Origin of the sequence: Mucilaginibacter sp. P25, from assembly GCF_050859465.1 — a bacterium.
In the GTDB taxonomy this organism is placed as follows: Bacteria; Bacteroidota; Bacteroidia; order Sphingobacteriales; family Sphingobacteriaceae; genus Mucilaginibacter; species Mucilaginibacter gossypii.
The window spans coordinates 156,605-179,598 of the sequence record NZ_CP193937.1; the positions used below are offsets into that span (position 1 = coordinate 156,605).

Consider the following 22,994-nt stretch of genomic DNA (forward strand, 5'->3'; position numbering starts at 1 on the left):
CTAAAGGCCAAAAGCCAAAACAACCTTAGTTTAAACTAAAGCGAAACGCTTAAAGCCGAAAGCAAAATATACTTATAAATAAAACAGCAAAAGCTGAAGGTTAAGAAATGAGCAATACATTTTTCGGCTTTCAGCTTTTAGCATTAAGCCCTCAGCTTAAAATATGGCAATAGTAAAATTATCGGCAACAGAACGCAGGCGGCTCTCGGTATTTTTTACCTGTTTGTCGCTGGCTATCATTGCCTGGATTTTTACTACCCTTTCCGATCCGCTTCCGTATAAGGTTAAAAAAGTTTTAACTTTTAAAAACGCTCCGCAAAGGCGGGCTTTTCATTCGCTGCAGCCCGATACTGTTGATGCTACCATACAGGGTACCGGCTGGCAAATGCTGTTCTCCAGGCTCAACAGCGATAATAGGCCACTAACTGTTGACCTCCGCTCGCTCGAAACCCGCAATTATGTGGTTATCGACAGCACGCAGCTTAAGCAGATGAATATGGGGAAAGATCCGGCTAACCGCGTTTCATCTATTGACCCGGATACGCTTTATTTTGATTTCAGTAACCGCCTTATCAAAAAGGTACCCGTTCAGCTTACCATGGGCGTTAGCTATCAAAAGCAATTTGCCGTATCTGGTAACATAACGGTGAGGCCTGCTTATGTTACCGTGAGCGGCCCTATTGAACGCCTGAAGCAAATCACCTCGTGGAAAACAGACTCGCTTAAATTCAGTAATGTTAATGAAACCATTAATACCCGGGTTAACTTAAAGCCCAGCAATGAAGGCAACCTGAATGTTTATCCACGCTCGGTACAGGCCATTGTCCCGGTTGATGAATTTACCGAAAAAACGCTGGAGATCCCCGTGAAGTTGATCAATAACAATAACTATTACACCGTAAAAGTATTTCCGCAAAAAATTAAAGTAACTTTTACTACGTCTTTAAACCGGTATGCCGATATTGATGAAGACCTGTTTGAGGCTGTTGCCGATCTTAATCTTTGGCGCGATAAGGGTTATACAGCCCTGCCGGTAAAACTTATCCATATGCCTCCCTTTTGTAAAATAGTAAAGATTGCCCCTGCCAATATTGACTTCTACATAAAAAAATAATGCTTAAAATAGGTTTAACCGGTAACATAGGCAGCGGCAAAACTACCGTAGCCCAGGTATTTGAATTGCTTGGCATCCCTGTTTTTTATGCCGATGACGAAGCCAAAAAAGTAATGGTTACCGACCGGCTTCTTATTGAAGGTATTAAACAAACATTTGGTCGGCAGGCTTATTTTGATGATGGCAGCCTGAACCGCAAATATATATCGGGGATAGTTTTTAACAATAAAGCCGAACTTGAAAAGCTTAACGCCCTGGTACATCCTGCCGTGTTCAGGGCTTTTGATAGTTTTGACCAACTGCACAAGGATGCTCCCTACGTGATCCGGGAAGCGGCCATTTTGTTTGAAAGCGGCTCATACAAAATCTGCGACAGGGCCATTATGATCACCGCTCCGCTTGAAGTTCGCATTGCCCGCGTAATACAGCGCGACGGCATTAGCCGGGCCGATGTTGAAAGCCGCGAGGCCCGCCAGCTATCGCAGGAGGAAAAACTGAAACTGGCCAATGATGTAATTATTAACGATGGTAAACAATTGGTTATACCGCAGGTAATAGCCCTGCATGAACTTTATTTATCGCTCGCTCAGCATTAATGATACTTGACGATTTTGTTTCTTTTGACGAAAAAGGGCTGTACTGCAAATACGGCGACTTTTATATCGATCCGCAACTGCCGGTAAAAACGGCTGTAATATCCCATGCCCATGCCGATCATGCCATAAGTGGTAACAACAACGTTTACTGCACACGTGCCACAGCAAGCATTATGCAGCTTAGGTATGACCGTACCGCCGCCAAAGTTTTTAACATAGCTGCATTTAACCAGTCGTTTGAAGTAGACAGGGTTACGGTAACACTGATCCCGGCGGGGCATATGCTTGGTTCTGCACAAATACTGATGGAGTATGAAGGCGCAAGGTATTTATACACCGGCGACTACAAGCTACAGCCCGATGCTACCTGCGAACCTATTGAATGGGTTACCACCGACGTGCTGATCACCGAGAGTACTTTTGCCAATCCGGCTGTTATCCATCCCGATCCGGTGACTGAGATCCGTAAGATTAACGATATTAAAAGCAATATTTTACTTGGTGCGTATGCGCTGGGTAAAAGCCAGCGGTTGATCAACCTCATTACCGAACATTCCCCGCAAAAAAAGATCCTGGTACATCATAAAATAATGCCCATCAATGCCATTTATGAAAAGATGGGCTTCCATCCCGGTAAGTACCAAATTTACGGCCGCAAACTGATGAAGGTGCAGGATGAGTTTGTTTACATTGTACCGCCCTTTACTTTCGACAGTTACATCAGGGCCACGGGAGTAAAACGCCTTTTTGCATCGGGATGGAAAAACCTGCAGGTTAATAACCAGGATACCCTCTTTATATCCGACCATGTGGACTGGAACGATATCCTGCAAACCATCGCCAACACCAAACCCAAACAGGTGTGGACACTTCACGGTAAAGGCGAGCACCTGAAAGCTTATTTTAAAGATGATATCTTTGTAAAAATTCTGAACTGATGTTGCAGGAAGGCATTGATTATTATATCAACGAAGATGGCAATTTTGTTTTTACCGAAGCCTACCATTTAAAGCGGGGCTATTGCTGTAAAAACAAGTGCCTGCACTGCCCCTGGGGTTATGGCAAGGTAAAATTATTTGGAAATGACACTGAATCAGACGGTAGCGATAAATAAATCAATGTTAAATTAAAAATAATTAAACATATTTGCATCCAATTCATTACTATTACTATGCGAATAGAAGACGAAATACAAAGTACCAATTTTGAAGACAACTACCACAAAGTGGCCATTAACGTGGCATACACGCAAGGTTGGCTGGCTAACTATTTTCGTTGTCATTTTGAAAAACATAATATTACCCAGCAGCAGTTCAATATACTGCGAATCCTGCGCGGCCAATACCCCAAACCGGCTACCATAAATTTATTGAAGGAAAGGATGATCGATAAAATGTCGGATGCATCGCGGATTGTTGACCGCCTTGTTCAAAAAGGACTGGTATCACGCTGCACCAATAATAAAGACAGGCGCGCTGTAGATATCCGCATCAGCGAAGAAGGCCTTGCAACTCTTTCAAAAATGGACGCCGAGTTTAAAACCAAAGAAATCCTAAGCAATAACCTCACCGAAGATGAAGCCGCGACCCTAAGCGATCTATTGGACAAAATGCGGGGATGATTTTTTAGGTGAAAGGGAAAAGGCGAAAGGTTTATTGCCTTTAAATTCAAAATAAAAACATGTCATTGCGAGCGTAGCGCGGCAATCTCGTAGCCAACGCATGTACGATCTGCATCGGCTACGAGATTGCTTCGTCGTTCCTCCTCGCAATGACATATCATGTATAAACTTTAATTGGTTACGAAGCCTTAAATACAGCCACTTCATCCTTCAGTATAGCAAGCACTTCCGGCCCTACGTTACCAAAGAAAGAAACGCCCATTGCGCCGTTTTTAAGCGCCACCTTAATACCGGTGCGGATCTCATCATCACTCTTAAAATCTGAAAGATACAGACCTGCATATAGCGGAAACCTTCCGGCCAAAAAATGCACACCTTCCGCTACTGCGTTACCTATCCAGCTCACGCCTTCTTTGTAAAAACCGTGGTAAATCATGGGGCAAATGCCATCCATGTTCCAGTTTGTCCAGTCCTGCCTTACGTTGCGGCGGGCAACTTCGGGTGTTGGGAATACGGCCGCTGTTATCTGTTTTTTATGCTGGTGGGCTACAGTCGAAATACCGTTTACTACGCGGGTTATGTTATTATACCTGAACAAGCGCCATGAAAGGCTTGCTTCAGGATATTGGATCTGATCGAGATCTTGGTTGTATTCTTCCTTGAATTTGGCTTTGCAAACATCGCAGTAGCAAAAATCATATTCGGGCAGCTCTTTGGTTTGATCGATCTTGTAATGGTCCCAAAGGTTTACAGGCAATATCACATCGCAATAACGCACATAATCCAGGTGGATACCATCGATATAATCTTTAGCCAAAATATCATCGACAGTTTTGGTTAAATACTCCTGCACTTCGGGGCGCGACGGGCACAGCCAGCGATAATACTGCACATAAGGCGGATGATCTGCACATGATTCGCCTTTGCGGTTTTTGCTGTACCATTCGGGCTTTTCGGTTACCAGTTCGGCACGGTTAAAAGTCCAGATCCAGCGGTGGGCCTCCAGGCCTTTAGCTTTAGCGGCACGGAAATGGCGCTCACTGTCGTTCTCGAAAAATATACCCGTTATCCCCGATGCTTTGTAGGAAGCGTAGCGGGTGGCCAGCTCATCATCTGTATCTTTGGGGTTAGGGTTGATCCATACCCAGTTTTTCATGGCTTTTTTCTTGCTGCTTTTGGCAGCTTCAACAGCGGCATTGCTTGCTAAGGGCAACTGGGCAGCCACGCCGGCCAATAAACCGGCCTTTAAAAATTCGCGCTTATTCATGGAGTTTTAGGGATTATCTGTGCTGTACCAGGCCATCCTGGTCAATGGTATAGGTTGTTTGGTTTTTGCTATCGATAATATAAGCTATAAACTGATGGGCAGTTGCTTCCAGCTTAAGTTCGTTAGCATGGCCCGTTACGGTTACCTTATTTTCAACACCCAGGTTGTTTAATGAGGTGCAGTATTCGTGATGATCTTTAAACCACTGCTTTTGCTTGTAATAAACCAGCCACAGGTATTTCTTTTGCTCTTCGGCGCAAGGCATTTTAAACGTCGCGTCATCAGCCTCATGATCGCTGAAAAGGAGGTAGCCCCAGCGTTCGGGGTAATGCATATTGATAAGTCCCTGGTTGCTCCAAACCCAGTTATGCTCGGGCAAATTATGCCCGGCATTATCCTGCAGCTTTACATATTTGCCATTCTGCACTTTAATATCGTACTGCACCCGCGAAAAATTGATGCGCCATAAAGTACCATCCTTTATCACAGCGCGGTTAAAGCCACCGGCTATGGCTTTAAATGGGATAGCCATTTCAACCGTCCAGCCTTTATCAGTATCCGTAGGATCATTCAGCGTACCCTCAACTTTTACCGCCGAGCGCAGGCCATGCGTATCCCAACCGGTTACCGCGGCGCCGTCATTTCGGTAAGGCCTGGTCAAAAACAAATCGAAAATGGTATTGAGGGCATTCACCTCAATTTCAAAATATTTATGTGTGCTGTTTGTGGGATCGATAAACAGCTCAAAATCATTATCCTTGTAAACAATATCATCATGATGGCTAAGCGTAGCCCAAACATGGGAATCTCTGATCCGGGCTGCTACATACAGGCAGCTATCGTCCCAAAGCATTTTAACGTTGGTTTGCAGCGGAGGCTGCGGTTTAAGGCGACCCTCAATATCCTGGAAGTCCCGGGTCCATTTGGCCTGCTGCCATACAGCATCTTCCACATCGCCGTCAATTACCGGCGCTTGCTTTACGTGTTTCGCAACATAGCCGTAAGGGGTGGTAAACAGATCAGGGAATTCTTTAAAAGCGTCCTGTGCTTTTACAAATCCCGGGAGTATAAATAAAGCGGCTGTAAGGCCCGGCTTAATAAAACAATTGTCAAAGATGTTGCTCAGTTTCATTTACTGCCCAGCGCTAAGATGTAATCAAACTCTTCGCGCTTTACCCCCATTACCGATAAACGCCCCTGTCTTACCAGGCCAATGTCCTGTAATTTAGGGTCGGCTTTGATCTGCTCAAGGGTTACCGGGGTTTTCAGGGCTTCAACTGGGGCAAGGTCAACCACTACCCAATTGGTATCATCGGTTGTGGGGTCCTGGTAAGCTTCCTTAACAACTTTGGCTATGCCTACAATCTCTTTTCCTTCGTTGCTGTGGTAAAATAACACCAGGTCGCCCTCCTTCATTTCCCTCAGGTTATTGCGTGCCTGGTAATTGCGCACACCATCCCAAAAGGTACGACCATCCTTATTGAATTTTTCCCAGCTATATTTAAAGGGCTCACTTTTTACTAACCAATGTTGCATTTGTACGGTATAATTTTTTGTAACGTAAAAATGTAAAAAAGGGAGCGTAAACTAAAATGCGCTACAGGCAATACAGGGTATTGTTACAATGAAATTACGGGGTGGAGTGGTGATGTAGGGGTGGGGAACATGATTCTTACCGCCTTGTGGCCGACCTTTCAGGTTACCTGACTCCCCCGGTTTAAATGATGCTTCGTTTTTCGCCATCCTCCTGTATAATTCGATTCGGGTAACAGATATATACTGCAGAAAAGGGAGCGTGATTGATTACTTTTCTCTATTTTCACAAAATGGATATAGAAGCGAAAATTGGAGACTTTGTTGATTTTTATGCAGATTCCGAATCTATGGACGTCAAAAGGGGATTGATTTATTCAATAAATGAGAAAGAAGATTTATACGAAATAATTGCAGATTATGAAGATGGTGGAACCGAATTAATATTTATTAATGAGGTAGATATTTTTGAATTATATAAAAGTTATAAAGTCGACAAAATAGATACTATAAAAAATTTATATAATGACTCAAAAATAATTGCCATTCTTATTCCATTACACCGAACAATTTTAAAATCTCCAAATTCTTTCAAATACTATGAAGAATATTCATTAACTGAAAAAGAGATATTTCTCTTTCCTGAAAATTCAGATGAAGGAAATTATATTATGAATAACCAAAGTCAAAATAAAACTATTGCAGCCTCGAAATACTGTTATGAACACGTTAAGTTAGGAAATGAAGACCACATAGTATGTAGTTATATCAACCCATAGCGATATAATCCGGTGTTCTAAAAATTTCACTTTGTTAGTCACTAAGTTAATCGTAATATATAGTGAGGGTACTAAACAGCCCAACTGAACACCAATGAAAAATCCAACAATAACTTTTATAACCAACCTAACAGGAAGTCTAATTTTAAGTGATAGCGCAAAGAACACTGTTAGAACTGCAACTTTTGAAGTAGCTTAAGCCTCAATGACAAAAATCGTATTTGGGTACATTTCAAAAATGAAATTTGCCCAGAATTTTGGGTTGAAATAAAAATATATAACCCCGACAATCTTAAAGCCGATATCAAAAGATTTTTAGAACGTCAATACAAATAATTTTCCTATATCGAGGCGTTCTTCAAAAGTCTGGACTATTTATCTGAAATAGATAAATGGCAAAGCTTTCAAAACAAAAAATAAAAGAACACAACAAAGGAAGCCCATCATTCATTACTCGTTAACAACTGGGTCAGCCTTTTAGCATTTTGTGCGTTGATAGTGTTTGTTAAAGGAACAGAAGTAAAAACAGCAATTCCCTGGTCATCATCGGGGTGATAGCTCAACAATAGTTTTACCGTGCGCGAATCCCACAGATAAACGTCCTGGTAATCATTTGGCTTTGCGGTGAAGGTACCGTACCAGTGCAAAAATTTACTGAGCATTTTATAGCCCTGGTTACGGTTAAAGAAAACATAAATATTTACTATTTTATTTTGCCATGTACGTACACAAATATGAGTTGCGGTTAGCCCCTCTTCCAGTTCCAGCTGCTTATCCGGATGATATTCATAGGTAACACAGCTATCAGCATCGGGCTTGCTGCCTTCACCATCAATGTAAGTTAAAGCCTGCTCCTGCTCGCCGGTTAATAAGCCGCCCAGGTTAAACCCGCCAATTCCGTTGCGTGCCCTTAAATATGCCAGCGACCCAATTTTCCCTGCCTGTGAAAAACCCGGCGAATGTAAACACATGATGATCAAAAGCCCCATAACTACTCTGTAGGGCAAGTAGCAAAAAAGCTTAGCTTTCATATCCTCCTCCTTCGTTTTACAACGGCTAAATCAGCACCGTAACAAGGGGTACTTAAGCCATTGAGTAAAACGAATTTGGAGAAATAATCAACTGATTATCAAACCGTAATAACGATTGTATCACAAATTGAGCTACCTTTACACTTTATTGCACAGATACTTGTTTACTTCTTTCGCAACAATGTATAATAAACCGCAAAAAACTTTTGATACTAATCAGTCAGCATATATTCTTTAAGCTCGGCCTGTAGTTTTATGGCCTGCGTAATGAGGGTCTTATCGTTGATATATTGTTCAAAAGCGACATGGGGCCGATCAGGTTTTCCTTAAAAATATCCTTAAATCTGGAGTATTTTAATGCCAGGTTCCACTTGTCTTTCAGATACTCAAAAACCTGTTCATCCGCGTCTTTCAGCATCGAATAATTAACAACTACAAAAGCATACCGGGGCAGTGTTTCAATACATTTCAAAATATCCTGGTTGTAGGCTATCCAAACTTTCAGGTATTCGGTGGCATGATCATTATAAAACTGCACCATGCGGCGGCCGCGGCGAAATTTTGTCCATACCAGCCTTGAAAAATATTTACGCGCCATGTACCTGTTTTCCACCCACTTAAATTCACGCCGTAAAAGTGAACTAACTACCGACTGATAATCGCGCAGGATAACCAGGTAACAGGCATCGGGCAGCAGTTCTTTATATACATCCAGAAACAGACAGGTCCGCGGGTCTTTCCAGCCCCATTGGTCGTATAACTGTTGTTTAACTTTAATAATGCTTTTAAGCTTTTCCCTTTCGTACAAGGTAAACTGGGCCACATGCTCAACCGTAAGCCCGGTTTTGGGCAGGTTATGGCCGGCCAGGATCTCTTCGTGCATTTTTAAAAATTCAATATCTTCAAAATGCCCTTCCACATTGCCATGGCCGCCGGGTACCAGTTTTTCGCCTGTTTGCAGACCGCATTTGCTCAACCACTGGGTAATAAGCGAGGTTCCGGAACGGTGCATTCCGGTAATGATCAGTACTCTTTTTTGCATAAATCTGTTATGGGCGTCCTCTTTATCAGGAGTAGCTTGGTATCTTATTCGTCTGCTTAACAGGATGCAGGTTATTTATAATATAATAGAGCAGTGATGAGGTACTTTGTTGTATGGTATAATTGCAGGTATCAATGTATAGGCCGGGCTTAACAGGCACATCAAACCTATCATTAATACCTGTCAGGTTGGGTAGTTTATCAGGATGCCCATCCGGCAGCAACGCCCTTTTGTACAAACCTTTAGTGTCGCGGCTTATCAGCTTGTTCACCGGGCAATCTACGTGGATAATACTTACATGATCATATTTTTCGGCAAGTTCCTGCCTGACATCGTCATATGGATTTATAGCACTCACTATGGTAACAATACCCTGAGCGCTGAAACGACTGGCTACAAAGCCCAGGCGGCGGATATTCTCGTTCCGGTCTTCCTTACTAAAGCCCAGATCACGACAAAGTGCCGCGCGGTATTCATCACCGTCAATGATCTCAATTTTAATGCCCAGGCTTGTTAATTCGGCGGCCACACTTTTTGCCAAAGTAGTTTTTCCCGCACCTGATAATCCGCAAAATAAAAGTATCATGCCTTAATTTTTTTATTTAGTATGCTTTATTGATCAGCTTAACATATTGCTTAGGATGAGTGAACTTAGGAAATTAATTGGCTGATGAATTTTGTTACATTGTAAATAATCAATTACACGCAACACTGAACAACGGAAAGTCAGGAGAAAAAAACAGCCAATACCGGCTAAAAATGAAGATTTAACGAATAAATGGATGTATACGGTCAAACACTAACCAACGCTACACTTAACAAAAATGTTACGTTATTTAATTTATTAGAAATGATTTTTGAGATTATTTGAGGACCCGTTTTTATGATATATTTACTGTGGGCTAAAGAACCTATCACAATAAACATGAACGAATTTTTACTTAACGGGGGTGCCTATGTTGGCAATACCAAAGTCTCCAAACCTTTTGCAGCTTTGAAAGCTGATACTTCTGTACTCAAGATTAACCTTGGTTTGTTAGGCCAGTTATTTTTTAACGCCGATGATATTGTTCAAATCGAATATGCATCCTCAATTGCCGGCAGCGGCATCAAGATAATACACAACGTATCGTCATACCCTAAAAAAGTTATGTTTACAGCAAACATGCCTTACAATGACATAATTGAAAACATAAAAGCAACAGGATTCTTTAATAAAACCGCCAATAACCAGGTACAATATTACCAGGTTAAGAAAATGCAGGGGCAGGGCAGAATACCATTTAAAACTGCAGCATTAATTGTGTTTTTAGCGGGCTGGAATATCCCTCTTTTTGCCGGTTTTATAAAAGAAGGGGTTGGCCGTGCTGCAAATTATTCGCTCGTGTCACTCCTGTTCGTTTTTTTATGATCGCACTGACACTTTTTTCACCGGCTTTCAGGGCATTAGTATTGAAAGAGGATAGAGAAATAAATGACCTGAAAAAGTCTTTATATTTCTTATGGTTTATTGTTACAATTGGCGGCCTCATGTATGCTATCATAAGCCGGGTACCTTTTAACAAATAATCATTAAAAAACTATTCAGCATCCTCGGCAACCGGCTTTTCTTTACCCGGCATAAAAAGTAAAACAAGCGCCCCTATTTGTAACAGGTCAATTATAACAGCGATGCAGCCTGCATAAAAGTTTGCCTTAAAAGTTGCGGGCAGATTTATAGCGTCAGGCGTTATAGTTAAGATTAATAAGCCTAATAGCAGCCATTTTGCCCATTTATAACCCCGCCTGATAAATAAAGCCAGTAAAAGTAAAATGCCCAGCGCTATGCACGTTGCTAAAGCGATTTGAAAAGAAGCCGACCTTCCGCCGTTCAAATAATAATAAACCAGGTACAAAACCGCCGATACGCGGATCATGCCGGATGCTATATTAACTTTTGATTGCGAGGATAGGGTCATAACTGTTAAATCGAAATCGGCATCAATGCAGGATTTTAAACATCAACTCCTTCATCAACTCACCGTGCGGCGCGTTTGATTCAACGCCTTTGCTTTTCAAATCATATTCGCGCAGGTAGCTGATCACCTGGAAAATTTCACCAAGTGGGTAGTTACGGGCGGCCTGCTCATAATCTTTAATAAAGTATGGGTTAACGCCCATTTCGCGGGCAAGGTTTTGCGGGGTTTTATCTTTTACGTAATGGTACACCAGCACCTTGCTGAAAAAGTTATTCAGGTTGCCGAGCACCAAAACAATGGGATTTGATTTGGGATTGGCTTCAAAGTAATTGATGATCTGGTTTACCTTGTAAGCATCTTTTTTGGTGAGGGCCGTTTGCAGCTCAAATACATTGTACTCCTTACTGATACCAATATTATCCTGGATATGCTTCAGGGTAATCTCCTGCCCGGCACTAACATTCAGCATCAGTTTTTCGAGTTCGTTGGCAATTTTAGCCAGGTCGTTACCCAGGTACTCGGCAATCATGGCCGATCCCTGCTGGTTCATTTTGTAGCCCTTCTCGCTTACATACCCTTCAACCCAGGCCGGCACCTTATTATCATATAAAGTGGCCGACTCAAAAATAAGCCCGTTCTTTTCAATGGCTTTGTATGTTTTCTTGCGCTTATCAAACTTACCGTATTTGTAGCAAAAAACAAGAATAGTACTGGGCAGCGGGTTTTCGAGATAGCTCAATACCGGGTCGATGCTTTTTTTATTGTCATCGTCCTTGCCCCATTTCATGTCCTGGGCTTCTTTTACCAGTACCACCTGGTAATCGGCCATCATGGGGTAACGCTTGGCGGCATTGAGCACAGTCATGATATCAGTATCCTTGCCGTACACTACGGTTTGGTTAAAGCCGCGTTCGTGTTCTGGCAGCAGATTGTGCTCAACGTAATTGCTTACCAGGTCGATAAAATAAGGTTCCTCCCCATGCAGCAGGTACAGCGGTTTAAACTTACGGTTCTTAAGGTCCTTTAATATCTCGGCAGCAGTCATATTTCAGATTCAAAAGTACTAAGTCGAAAGTCAAAAGTGGAATGTATTTTTATTTAGCCAATGCCCAATGATATATTTATTAATTTTGATGCCCAACTTAGGGCTCATAACTTTATACTTCAGACTTTTCAAAAATGCTCCAACCGCTTAATCTGCCACCCTACCCTTTTAAAATAAGCGACGATAACGGAACATTAACGCTTTTTGACGAGATCCGTAAGAAAACCATCATCATTACACCCGAAGAGTGGGTACGCCAGCATTTTGTACAATACCTTATCAAACAAAAAAACTACCCCCGCTCATTAATTAAGCTGGAAGGCGGCCTTAAGCTCAACACGCTTCAAAAGCGTACCGACATTGTGGTATTTAACCCGTCCGGACAACGCATTTTAATGGTTGAATGCAAAGCACCATCAGTAACTATCGACCAAAAGACCTTCGATCAGATTGCCCGGTACAACATGGTGCATAAGGTGTCATTACTTGCAGTAAGCAATGGCCTGCAACACTATTATTGTACTATTGATCATGAAAACTGTACTTACCAGTTTATTGAAGAACTGCCTGGGTATGTTAAGGGCTGAAGCTGTCTGAACTCGAATTAAACGAATTTGAAGAATTTATGGAATGTGTATAGCATTTTCTGCCCTCACTGGCGCAAGTCTTGAGTGCAGGGCAGCGCTATGGCTGACTTGTAACTTCTCCAATTACCAATCAATCATTCCTCCTAAACAAATACTGCGGGTTGATTTTTATAGTCACAAGTGATCCACCCTTCTAACAGCCGCACAACACTTGCGCCATGGGGAAACGAATTTGAAGAATTCATGGAATGTGTATAGCATTTTCTGCTCGTTCCCTAAATTCAATAAATTCGGGTTCAGACAACATCCTATTTCCCAATAAAATGTTATGATAACAGTTATCAATTCCCTATTTTGGCGTTCATAACCTCATCAATTATAACATTACCTTATGAACGCCTATCTCAAAGCGAAAGCCCTGCTTTTGGCCGCAGTATTATACGGATGCACCGCCTTTGCCCAGGAAGCCAAACTTCCAACTCAATGGACCAATGCCGCCATGCAAGCCGAAATACCTTTATCAGAATATCCCCGTCCCCAGCTACAGCGTAATGACTGGCTGTGCTTAAATGGTAAATGGGATTACCAGGGTGGTAAAAACGCCCCCAACGCACTAAATCCTGAAACGCCCGCATCATTTGAGGGTAAGCGCGACAAGATCCTGGTACCTTATTGTCCCGAATCGGTGCTTTCAGGTATACAACGCAACCAGGAAATAAATATGTGGTACCACCGGAGCTTTGAGGTCCCGTCAAAATGGCAAAACAAACAGGTTATTGTTCACTTTGGCGCTGTCGATCATGACGCTACTGTTTTTATAAACGGAAAGAAAGCAGGCTCACACTCGGGTGGGTACGATTCATTTAGTTTTAATATTACTCCATATCTCGCCAAAGGCAGCAATACCCTTATTGTTGCTGCTCATGACCCCAATGACGGTAAAACACCATCGGGCAAGAGCGGTCCCCGCGGCGATTATACTTTTTCCTCGGGCATCTGGCAAACCGTTTGGCTGGAGCCTGTAAATGAATCATATATTAAAAACATCCGCCTGCTGCCAGACGTGGAAGGTAAACGTTTAAAAGTGTTTGTTAATACTACAGGTGCAGGTAAACTCAAAGCAGTTGCCTTAAACAATGGCAAAGAAGTTTCACAGGTTGATGCAACCGGAGGAGCATATTTTTACCTGCCGATAGATAACCCGGTTTTATGGACACCAAATTTTCCGTTTTTGTATGATCTGAAGCTTACCCTATACAATACTGATGGCAGCGAAGCCGACGAGGTTAAAAGCTATTTTGGCATGCGTGATATTAAATTGGGTAAGCTTAACGGCGTGATCCGTCCGCTTATTAATGGCAAATTCATCATGCAGCTTGGCTTGCTTGACCAGGGGTACTGGCCCGACGGTGTTTTAACCGCACCTACGGAAGAAGCCCTTAAATTTGATATAGAATACACCAAAAAAGCGGGCTATAACCTGATCCGTAAGCACATGAAGACCGAGCCGCAGCGTTTTTATTATTGGGCCGATAAAATGGGCTTATTGGTTTGGCAGGACATGCCCGCTATATGGTATCAGAATGAAGACACCACCAAAAACAGGACGGTTTACCGGAAAGAATTAAAAGCCATCATCGACGATCATTATAACTCGCCCTCCATTATTACATGGGTGCCTTTCAATGAAAACTGGGGTGCTTTTGATGTAAAAAACATAACCAATTGGGTTAAACAATATGATCCGTCGCGATTAGTTAATGGCAATTCGGGCTTTAACAATAATCCCAGTTACCAAAAACCTTACGGCGATCCGGGCAATGGCGATTACGTGGATACACATATTTATGTTGGCCCGTATGGTGCTTCCGTTCCTGATAGCCGCCGGGCGGCCTCGCTGGGCGAATTTGGCGGCGTTGGCCTGTTTGTTCGCGGTCATATGTGGCCGGTGCATAACGATGCCTATGATTATGAGCCAACCAAAGCCAGACTTACCGACCGTTATGTTTTTTTGCTTGATGAGGTAGAGCAATTAATGAAATATAAAGGATTGAGCGTTGCCATATATACCCAAACCACCGACGTTGAACACGAAGTAAACGGCGTTTTAACCTACGACAGGGCCGTTGAAAAAATGGAGTTCGAAAGAGTAAAGGAAGTAAACCAGGCGGTGATTAAGGAGGGGGATAAGTTGAATAGATAGGGCATTAGGTGAGCGCTGGCCGTTGTTGGTGTTGTCACCAACAACTCTACTCCACGCAGTTATAGCATTAAATAAGCAACCGGGAGCTTAACTGGCAATATGAAATAACGTGATTAAAAGAGCATTAGGAATTGTTGGTGACAACACCAACAATGGCATAGCCCTCCCTTCCGGGGAGGGTTTGGGTGGGGCTCAACCCACCTTGTTCAATGTATAATTATTAAGTTTTTCCAGCAGTTCATCCGGTTTAAATGGCTTGGATACATAATCGTTCATGCCGGCTTCGTATACCTGTTCTTTGATATCAAAAAGTGCAGAAGCAGTAAGCGCGATGATCGGTATGCTTGATTTTTTAGGATCGGCCATTTTACGGATCTCTTTAGCTGCATCAAAACCGTTCATTACCGGCATCTGGAGGTCCATTAATATAATATCAAAATTGCCGTACTGCATAAACTCAACTGCCCGTTCGCCGTTTTCGGCAATGGTTGGGTTAATGCTCCACTTGCTCATCAGTTTCTTCATCAGCATCACATTAACCATATTATCTTCGGCAATAAGCACGCGTAAACAGGCCAGCGGGTTTTCTGAAATTTGTTTAGCTTCAGGAGCGGTGGCTACTGCAACCGGCAATACTTCTGTAGATACAGGAAATTCCATATGAAAAGAAAACTCTGATCCGCGCCCGATCGTACTGTTAACGGTCATTTGCAGTTCCTGCAGCTCAAGCAAACGCTTAACTATGGCCAGGCCAAGCCCTGTGCCGCCATACTCGCGGGTAGTAGCTAATGATTCCTGCGTAAACGGTTCAAATATAGTTTCAAGGTTTTCTTTTTCGATACCGATGCCGGTGTCCCTTACCGAAAAGTTAACGGTAACGGTGTTATGCCGGTCTTCCACACAAGTAACCCTTACCCATATGTTTCCCTGCGGCGTAAATTTTATAGCGTTGCTAACCAGGTTAAAAATGATCTGGGTTATGCGGGTAGGATCGCCAAAAAGCACCTTATCTTTCAATGAGCTATCAACATCAAGCTTAAAAAGCAAGCCTTTCTCTTCGGCCTTCAGTATCTGCCCGCCGCAAATATTGTTCATCAGCTCAACAAGGTTGAAGCGGATATTTTCAAATACTACCTTCCCCGATTCAATCTTGCTGAAATCAAGCACGTCATTAACAATGGCTAACAGGTTATTGGCCGAAAACTTAAGAATTTCGATGTTCTCCCGCTGGTCGGGCCGCGGATTGCTCATCATCAGCAAATTACTCATCCCGATCACCGCATTTAACGGCGTACGGATTTCATGCGACATGGTTGACAGGAACTCTGATTTGGCCTGGGCCGATTTCTCTGCCTTTTCAATGGCCGTTTCCATCTTACTGTAAAGCCGGGCCTGCTCCCTGCTACTATTTTTAAGGTGCCTGATGTTTTTTAAGAAAGCAGTGTAAAAATGGCTATGGATAAAAATAAGCAATATAAAATTGGCAAACAGGCTGATGATAATGGTAGACTGATCAACTTTGTTAGGCTTTATACTAATAATGTAACCGCTGTTATATTCAATGATCATAAATACCAAAACCGGTACTGTATTGAGCAACGAGTACATGAGCCCCCATTGCTGGCCGAGCATATAATAGCTGAATACGATCACGATTATAATTACCTGCACGGTAATGATATTTACCGTTTGCATAGAGGCATAAACCAGGCTGGTATTAACAAGTGTACCCACAATAAGCAGGGCATGTGCTGCGCTGCGCCAGTCGGGCCGCCAGGTTAAATACTTAAATAACACCACTACCGCTCCCATCAAAAACAGGGCGGTATCAGCAAGCATTTTTTGGTTTTGGAAATAAACGTTCAGGTAAAGTGCCCCAAGGGCAACAAAAATAAGGAAGAACCCATAATACAATAAACGAATCCGGGCCTGGTCAAGGAACGATTGCTCCTTCGACAAAATCTTATAAATTGATAAGTTAAAAAAACTTACTTTATTACTCATATTCAGAACTTAACATTGGCCTTGCAATTGGGCAGGCCACCGTACAGCCATCAAAATACTGTACGGTAGCTTGTTACGCAAAGCCGGTAAGTTCTGCAATTAGCAAGCCAAAGCTGCTAAGTTTTCTTCAATGATGGTTAATTTGGCTTCGGCATCGGCCTTTTTCTTTTGCTCCACCTCAATAATCTCGGGTTTTGCATTGGCCATAAACCGTTCGTTACCCAATTTTGCATTAACCGATTTCAGGAAACCTAACAGGTATTCCTGCTCTTTTTCAGTTTTGCACACTCGGCAACCGGGTCAATTTCTTCGCTGAACGGAATATAAAACTCATCTGTTGAGGCTAAGAAATTAATAGCCCCTTCAACTTTATCGGCTACCGATTCAAACTTGCTGATATTGGCAAGCCTTGCAATGATAGCTTCATACTGGTCGTAATTGATCCCCGAATTTGATTTAACAAATAACTCAAGCGGCTCTTTGTCAGAAATTTGTTTTGTTTTGCGGGTGTTCCTGATGGTGGTTACCACATCTTTAACAAGCTCTGTTTCATTTAATAGACGTGAATTAATTTCCCCAATAGCGGGCAATTGCGCTACAATACAGCAGTCTAATTCAGTACGGTCGCCAAACAGCTCATCATGCCATAATTCTTCGGTAAGGAACGGCATAAAAGGGTGCAATACCTTTAAAATATTTTCGAAGAATTGAATAGTAGCCGTATATGTAGCCTTATCAATAGGATGCTGATAAGCCGGCTTGATCATCTCCAGATACCACGCGCAAAAATCATCCCATACCAATTTATAGGTATCCATTAAGGCCTCTGATAAACGGTATTGGGCAAAGTTAGCTTCAATTTCGGTTAGCGCCTGGTTAAACCTGTTGGCAAACCATTCAATGGCTACGCCGTTAGGGTTGGCAAGGCTTTCATTAACTTCCCAGCCTTTTACCAGTTTAAAGGCGTTCCATATTTTGTTGGCAAAGCCGCTGCCTTGTTTACAGTAGCTTTCGTCAAACATCAAATCGTTACCTGCAGGCGAGCATAGCAGCATGCCTACACGTACGCCGTCGGCGCCGTATGTTTCAATCAGGTCGAGCGGATCGGGTGAATTGCCTAATGATTTCGACATTTTACGCCCCTGCTTATCCCTTACTATACCGGTAAGGTATACGTTCCTGAACGGTACTTCGCCCCTAAACTCATGGCCGGCCATGATCATCCTGGCAACCCAGAAAAACAGGATCTCCGGCGCGGTAACCAAATCATTGGTTGGATAGTAATAATTGATATCAGCATTGTTCGGATCCTTAAAACCGTCAAATACCGAGATGGGCCATAACCAAGATGAAAACCAGGTATCAACTACGTCTTCGTCCTGGGTAAGGTCGGCAGCGGTAAGTGCGGGATTTTTAAGTTGCGCTTCCTTCAATGCTTCTCCAGCGTTTTTGGCAATTACAAATTCGCCTGTAGGTAAATACCATGCCGGAATCTGTTGTCCCCACCACAGCTGGCGGCTGATGTTCCAGTCGCGTACATTCTCCATCCAATGGCGGTAAGTGTTCACAAACTTTTCGGGGATCAGTTTTATTTCGCCGTTCAATACATAATCCAAAGCAGGCTTAGCCATCTCCCCCATCTTGCAAAACCATTGCATTGATAGTTTTGGCTCAATAACCGCGTTGGTACGTTCACTGAAACCAACCTGAGATTTGTATTCTTCAACTTTTTCCAGTACGCCGGCTTCTTCCAGCAGTACGGCTATTTTTTTCGGGCTGCAAAGCGGTCTTCTCCAACCAGTATCTGCGCCTTTTCGTTCAGGGTGCCGTCGTCATTCAGGATATCAATGACCGGCAGGTTATGACGCTGGCCCAGTTCGTAGTCATTTAAATCGTGTGCAGGGGTAACCTTCAAACAGCCGGTACCAAAATCCATAGTCACATAATCATCCAAAATCACCGGGATCTCACGGTTGATCAGCGGGATGTAAACCTTTTTACCGTGCAGGTGCATGTAACGCTCGTCATTAGGATTGATACAGATAGCTGCATCAGCCATAATGGTTTCAGGTCGGGTAGTAGCGATGGTTAGGAAGTCTGAAGTGGCTTCTTGACTTTCAACTTCCGACTTCAGATTTACGACTTTGTACTTAATATAAAAGAGCTTCTGATTAACCTCTTTACGGATTACTTCCTCATCACTTACCGCGGTTTTGCCTTGCGGGTCCCAGTTGATCATGCGGATACCGCGATAGATCAAACCTTTTTTATACAGGTGGATAAACGTATCAATAACCGCTTCCGAAAGGTTCTCGTCCATGGTAAATTTGGTGCGGTCCCAATCGCAGGAGGCACCTAATTTTTTAAGCTGCTCCAGGATAATGCCGCCGTATTTTTCCTTCCACTCCCAGGCGTAGGTTAAAAACTCTTCGCGGGTAAGGTCTTTTTGCTGATACCGCGCTCTTTAAGCATGGCAACAACTTTGGCCTCGGTAGCAATACTGGCGTGGTCGGTACCGGGAACCCAGCAGGCATTTTTGCCTTTCATACGGGCACGGCGAATCAGCACATCCTGTATGGTATTATTAAGCATGTGGCCCATGTGCAAAACCCCGGTAACGTTTGGCGGCGGAATCACTATGGTATAAGGCTCGCGCTCATCAGGCACCGACTTAAAAAAGCCGTGCTGCAACCAGTAACTGTACCATTTTTCTTCGGTTTCCTTTGGGATATATGTTTTAGCAATACTCATAACGCGCAAAAATACGATAGTTAACGGTTCATAGCCAAAGGTTGAGGGATTTTTTGGGAATATAGTCCATGGTTCATAGATGATGGTTTTAAACTGATAGTTTTTGATCGGTCAAGAGCGCAGGCAGCATTAGGGACGGTAGCGGATACCGGCCAATGAGCGTAATGCCCTCAGGCGTATGAGCGTACAGCCCGGGCCGCAGGTAATGCCCGGAAAAAGAGATTAGAGAATTGAGATTAGCGTTTAGTTGTTTTTACGTATTGTTTAGTTTTTTTCACCGTACCAACCTATCCCATCGAGTTTATTTGAGTTAAAAAATTTTTATAAAATCCCATTAATCCCAAAAAATCCACCCAAATCCCGGTTCAGAATAATGGCGTTGCCTGCGGCCCGGGCTGTACGCTCATACTGCACAAGGCCTTAGCCACTTGGCCGGTATCCGCTACCATCCCTAACGCAAACCAGTACATTGTAAAATGATTATCACTACAACATGCAATCATGATCAATCATCTATAAACCATGAACCATGATCTATCAACCATGAACAACCCCACTCCCACAATATTTTTACAATTAACAAGTTATTATATATGTAACATTCAAATTGTCATGAAAACATTACCCTTACACCGTTTCTGGCTTGATATTTTGAAAAAAACAAAACTCGAGGCCATCATTAACTGGTTCAATCACTAAAGGCCTGCCCCCGGCCACTTGTGTTTAATACCTGCTATTTATTAACTTTAATTTTTAAGTATTGACATGAAATTAAAGTTTAACTGTTTATTACTGGCTGCCTGCCTTGGCATGTCGGTAAATGTGTTTGCCGTAGATGGCCCAAAACCCGCAAAATCCAGGCACAAAACCTCCGCCCCTCCTAAAAAATTTATCGATCCCGCCAACATGGACCTGAGCGTAAAACCCGGCGATGATTTTTTTGAATATGCCAATGGCGGCTGGCTAAAACAAAACGGCATCCCTGCTAAAGAAACCCGCTGGGGTAGTTTCCATATTTTGCGCCAGGAAAATACAGATAGGCTCATTGGTTTGCTGAATGAAGTAAGCCAGACATCAGCATCACAACCCAAAGGCGGCCTGAAACAACTTGTGGGAGATTTGTACGCCAGTGGTATGGATAGCCTAACCATCGAAAAAAACGGTTATGCCCCCATCAAACCCGACCTGGAGCGCATTAACCGGTTAAAAACCCTTGACAACTTTATTAATGAGCTGATTTATGAGCGCGTTAACGGAATAAGTGCGCCGATTTTCAGGTTTGGGGTTGAACAGGATGAAAAGAATGTAAACAAATATGTGATAAGCCTTGGTCAGGGAGGCACTACCCTGCCCGACAGAGATTATTACCTCAAAAACGATCCGCGTTCAAAAAAAGCACAGGACGCCTTAAAAAAGCTGATCACAACTTTGTTCACCCTTAGCGGAAGCAGTGCTGATGAAGCAGCCAAAAACACTGCTATAGTTTACGGCCTTGAATATACCTGGGCTAAGGCGCAATTGAGCCGTGTAGCCATGCGCGATCCGCATGTAACCTACAACAAGTTCCTGATTGCAGATTTTGAAAAACAAACCCCACATTTAAAATGGTCAAAAATACTTCCTGCCCTTAATGCAGGCGGACAGGACAGCATTCTTGTTGGCCAGCCTTCGTTTTTCAGAGCTACCGACTCGCTGTTTGCAGCTACCCCGATCGCTAACTGGAGAATATACCTGCGATGGAATATTTTAAGAGGAACAGCCAGTTATTTAAGCTCCGACTTTGCTAACGCAAGCTTTGCTTACAACAGCACGCTAACCGGTCAAAAAGTACAGACACCACGCGTTGAGCGTATGAGTGCCCTTGTTGATAGCTACCTTGGCGAATTACTGGGCCAGCTTTTTGTTGAAAAATACTTTACCCCGGCCGCCAAACAATACATGGTTGATTTAGTAAACAATCTTAAAGAAACTCTTGGCGACAGGATTAAGCGCCTTGACTGGATGAGCCCCGCAACCAAAGAACATGCACTTAAAAAACTTAATGCTTTCACCGTAAAAATCGGCTATCCGGACAACTGGGAAAAATACGATGGCATGGTGATTAACCGTAACGATTACTTCAGTAACCTGCATGCAATAGTCAAATGGCGCTATAATTTTAACGTTAGCCGTTTAGGCAAACCTGTTGATAAAACCCGATGGGGAATGACACCGCCAACCGTTAACGCTTATTATAACCCAACTAATAACGAAATTGTGTTCCCTGCCGGGATCCTTCAATTCCCGTTCTTTGATTTTAAGGCTGATGACGCCGTTAACTACGGAGGTATTGGAGCGGTAATTGGCCATGAAATGACCCACGGCTTTGACGACCAGGGCCGCCAGTACGACGCCGATGGTACACTGCGCGATTGGTGGACCAAAGAAGATGCCGATAAATTTAAATCGCGCGCCGACCAGGTGGTTAAACAATACAATGCCTTTACCGTTCTTGATACCCTGCACGTAAACGGCAAACTTACCCTTGGCGAAAACCTTGCCGACCTTGGTGGTTTGAACATTGCTTACGAGGCATTCAGCAAAACCAAACAAGGCCAGTCGGCTAATACCATTGACGGTTTTACACCCGATCAGCGGTTCTTTTTGTCGTGGGCACAGGTATGGCGTTCATCACAAACTCCGGAGTCGGCGGCGCAACGGATCCTGACCGACCCACACTCGCCCGAGCAGTTCCGTACCAATGCGCCTGTAACCAATATCAACGCCTGGTACAAAGCATTTGATGTAAAACCCGGCGATAAAATGTATAAAAAACCTGAAGACAGGACAAAGATCTGGTAAGCAAGAGTTTTGTTTTTTATAACAGGCCCGGTTATGAAACCGGGCCTGTTTGGTTTACAAGTTACTTTACTGGCGTAAACCCTCCCTGTTTATGGCTCAAAAACCCCTGTGCTTGTTTTGTAATTTCGCAGTAGCTTTATCTTATAAACCTTTTAAAACAATGAAAACAATATTTGATAAAGAAACCCGCGATGGCCTCATAACCCGCATCAATTTAATTAACGAAAACAGCCAGCCACAATGGGGTAAAATGAATGTTTATCAAATGCTGAAACATTGCACCCTTTCGGACGAGAATGTACCTGGGCATAACAGTCTATAAACGCTCGTTCATCGGTCGCCTGTTTGGTAAGGTAGCTTTGAAAAGCATGATAAAGGATGATAGCCCCGTAGCAAAAAATAGCCCTACTGTTCCACAATGTAAAGTAACTGAAACAGGAGGCGATGTAGAAGCACAAAAAAAACGATGGATTAAACTGGTTGAGGAATATGGCAAAACTTCAAAAACTGATTTTGAGCATACTTTTTTTGGCGAAATGACCAGGGAACAAATGGGTCAGTTAGCTTATAAACATGTTGACCATCATTTGAGGCAATTTAGTAATTAAGGGCAGATAGGAGG

General features: G+C 43.1%; 21 protein-coding genes and 1 pseudogene. 12 read left to right on the forward strand and 10 right to left on the reverse strand.

The genetic code is table 11. The annotated features are described in order from the left end of the window. Positions 1–163: 163 nt before the first annotated feature. Genes ACRQ5D_RS00750 through ACRQ5D_RS00770 form a run of 5 tightly spaced genes read left to right on the forward strand, consistent with a single transcriptional unit; the run spans position 164 to position 3,331 of the window. A complete protein-coding gene (locus ACRQ5D_RS00750) occupies positions 164–1,114 on the forward strand; it encodes a CdaR family protein (RefSeq protein WP_091175210.1) in 951 nt (316 codons plus the stop codon). Further along, complete coding sequence (gene coaE / locus ACRQ5D_RS00755) at positions 1,114–1,710, forward strand: dephospho-CoA kinase (protein ID WP_091175212.1); 597 nt, start codon at positions 1,114–1,116, stop codon at positions 1,708–1,710. Before ACRQ5D_RS00750 ends, coaE begins: the two co-directional genes overlap by 1 nt. Beyond that, positions 1,710–2,648, forward strand: a complete 939-nt coding sequence (locus ACRQ5D_RS00760; protein ID WP_091175214.1) for an MBL fold metallo-hydrolase — start codon at positions 1,710–1,712, stop codon at positions 2,646–2,648. The genes coaE and ACRQ5D_RS00760 overlap by 1 nt, the downstream gene beginning before the upstream one ends. Continuing rightward, the gene (locus tag ACRQ5D_RS00765) at positions 2,648–2,824 is read left to right on the forward strand and encodes a DUF5522 domain-containing protein (protein ID WP_175489998.1); all 177 of its coding nucleotides are present in this window, start codon (positions 2,648–2,650) and stop codon (positions 2,822–2,824) included. Before ACRQ5D_RS00760 ends, ACRQ5D_RS00765 begins: the two co-directional genes overlap by 1 nt. 57 nt (positions 2,825–2,881) lie before the next feature. Then, entirely contained in the window at positions 2,882–3,331 is a 450-nt protein-coding gene (locus ACRQ5D_RS00770) for a MarR family winged helix-turn-helix transcriptional regulator (protein ID WP_091175216.1), read from the forward strand. Between the two features lie 178 nt (positions 3,332–3,509). On the opposite strand, the gene ACRQ5D_RS00775 is transcribed toward ACRQ5D_RS00770, so the two are convergent. Genes ACRQ5D_RS00775 through ACRQ5D_RS00785 form a run of 3 tightly spaced genes read right to left on the reverse strand, consistent with a single transcriptional unit; the run spans position 3,510 to position 6,134 of the window. Further along, entirely contained in the window at positions 3,510–4,598 is a 1,089-nt protein-coding gene (locus ACRQ5D_RS00775; RefSeq protein ID WP_091175218.1) for a family 10 glycosylhydrolase, read from the reverse strand. A gap of 13 nt (positions 4,599–4,611) precedes the next feature. After that, a complete protein-coding gene (locus ACRQ5D_RS00780; RefSeq protein ID WP_091175221.1) occupies positions 4,612–5,730 on the reverse strand; it encodes a carbohydrate-binding family 9-like protein in 1,119 nt (372 codons plus the stop codon). After that, complete coding sequence (locus ACRQ5D_RS00785) at positions 5,727–6,134, reverse strand: EVE domain-containing protein (RefSeq protein WP_090528071.1); 408 nt, start codon at positions 6,132–6,134, stop codon at positions 5,727–5,729. The genes ACRQ5D_RS00780 and ACRQ5D_RS00785 overlap by 4 nt, the downstream gene beginning before the upstream one ends. A gap of 290 nt (positions 6,135–6,424) precedes the next feature. Between ACRQ5D_RS00785 and ACRQ5D_RS00790 the strand changes: the two genes are divergently transcribed. Then, complete coding sequence (locus ACRQ5D_RS00790; protein WP_091175224.1) at positions 6,425–6,910, forward strand: hypothetical protein; 486 nt, start codon at positions 6,425–6,427, stop codon at positions 6,908–6,910. Positions 6,911–7,353: 443 nt separating this feature from the next. On the opposite strand, the gene ACRQ5D_RS00795 is transcribed toward ACRQ5D_RS00790, so the two are convergent. From ACRQ5D_RS00795 to cysC, 3 genes are all read right to left on the reverse strand, one after another. Next, positions 7,354–7,941, reverse strand: a complete 588-nt coding sequence (locus ACRQ5D_RS00795; RefSeq protein WP_143020891.1) for a hypothetical protein — start codon at positions 7,939–7,941, stop codon at positions 7,354–7,356. Between the two features lie 253 nt (positions 7,942–8,194). Next, positions 8,195–8,983, reverse strand: a complete 789-nt coding sequence (locus ACRQ5D_RS00800) for a sulfotransferase (protein ID WP_091175228.1) — start codon at positions 8,981–8,983, stop codon at positions 8,195–8,197. A gap of 25 nt (positions 8,984–9,008) precedes the next feature. Continuing rightward, entirely contained in the window at positions 9,009–9,569 is a 561-nt protein-coding gene (cysC, locus tag ACRQ5D_RS00805; protein ID WP_091175231.1) for an adenylyl-sulfate kinase, read from the reverse strand. A gap of 339 nt (positions 9,570–9,908) precedes the next feature. Here cysC and ACRQ5D_RS00810 point away from each other — a divergent pair, with 339 nt between their 5' ends. Next, entirely contained in the window at positions 9,909–10,394 is a 486-nt protein-coding gene (locus ACRQ5D_RS00810) for a hypothetical protein (protein ID WP_432328328.1), read from the forward strand. A gap of 169 nt (positions 10,395–10,563) precedes the next feature. Here ACRQ5D_RS00810 and ACRQ5D_RS00815 read toward each other — a convergent pair whose 3' ends face one another. Next, a complete protein-coding gene (locus tag ACRQ5D_RS00815) occupies positions 10,564–10,941 on the reverse strand; it encodes a hypothetical protein (RefSeq protein WP_091175236.1) in 378 nt (125 codons plus the stop codon). Between the two features lie 22 nt (positions 10,942–10,963). Further along, complete coding sequence (holA, locus tag ACRQ5D_RS00820) at positions 10,964–11,986, reverse strand: DNA polymerase III subunit delta (protein WP_091175238.1); 1,023 nt, start codon at positions 11,984–11,986, stop codon at positions 10,964–10,966. 134 nt (positions 11,987–12,120) lie between these two features. On the opposite strand from holA, the gene ACRQ5D_RS00825 reads away from it, so the two are divergent. Next, positions 12,121–12,573, forward strand: coding sequence for a type I restriction enzyme HsdR N-terminal domain-containing protein (locus ACRQ5D_RS00825; RefSeq protein WP_091175240.1), 453 nt, complete (start codon positions 12,121–12,123; stop codon positions 12,571–12,573). Between the two features lie 391 nt (positions 12,574–12,964). Beyond that, on the forward strand, positions 12,965–14,776 hold the full coding sequence (locus ACRQ5D_RS00830) for a glycoside hydrolase family 2 protein (RefSeq protein WP_091175242.1): 1,812 nt from the start codon (positions 12,965–12,967) through the stop codon (positions 14,774–14,776). 192 nt (positions 14,777–14,968) lie between these two features. On the opposite strand, the gene ACRQ5D_RS00835 is transcribed toward ACRQ5D_RS00830, so the two are convergent. Both ACRQ5D_RS00835 and ACRQ5D_RS00840 read right to left on the reverse strand, forming a co-directional pair. Further along, positions 14,969–16,735 (reverse strand): ATP-binding protein, encoded by a 1,767-nt coding sequence (locus ACRQ5D_RS00835; protein WP_431198954.1) that lies wholly within the window; start codon positions 16,733–16,735, stop codon positions 14,969–14,971. A gap of 144 nt (positions 16,736–16,879) precedes the next feature. After that, positions 16,880–19,531, reverse strand: a pseudogene (locus ACRQ5D_RS00840) (valine--tRNA ligase). Positions 19,532–20,296: 765 nt separating this feature from the next. Here ACRQ5D_RS00840 and ACRQ5D_RS00845 point away from each other — a divergent pair. From ACRQ5D_RS00845 to ACRQ5D_RS00855, 3 genes are all read left to right on the forward strand, one after another. Beyond that, the gene (locus ACRQ5D_RS00845; RefSeq protein ID WP_218134515.1) at positions 20,297–22,372 is read left to right on the forward strand and encodes a M13 family metallopeptidase; all 2,076 of its coding nucleotides are present in this window, start codon (positions 20,297–20,299) and stop codon (positions 22,370–22,372) included. Between the two features lie 160 nt (positions 22,373–22,532). Continuing rightward, a complete protein-coding gene (locus tag ACRQ5D_RS00850; protein WP_432328331.1) occupies positions 22,533–22,694 on the forward strand; it encodes a hypothetical protein in 162 nt (53 codons plus the stop codon). After that, positions 22,669–22,980: a DUF1569 domain-containing protein gene (locus tag ACRQ5D_RS00855; RefSeq protein WP_431198956.1), complete on the forward strand. Its 312-nt coding sequence runs from the start codon at positions 22,669–22,671 to the stop codon at positions 22,978–22,980. The genes ACRQ5D_RS00850 and ACRQ5D_RS00855 overlap by 26 nt, the downstream gene beginning before the upstream one ends. Positions 22,981–22,994 lie beyond the last annotated feature (14 nt).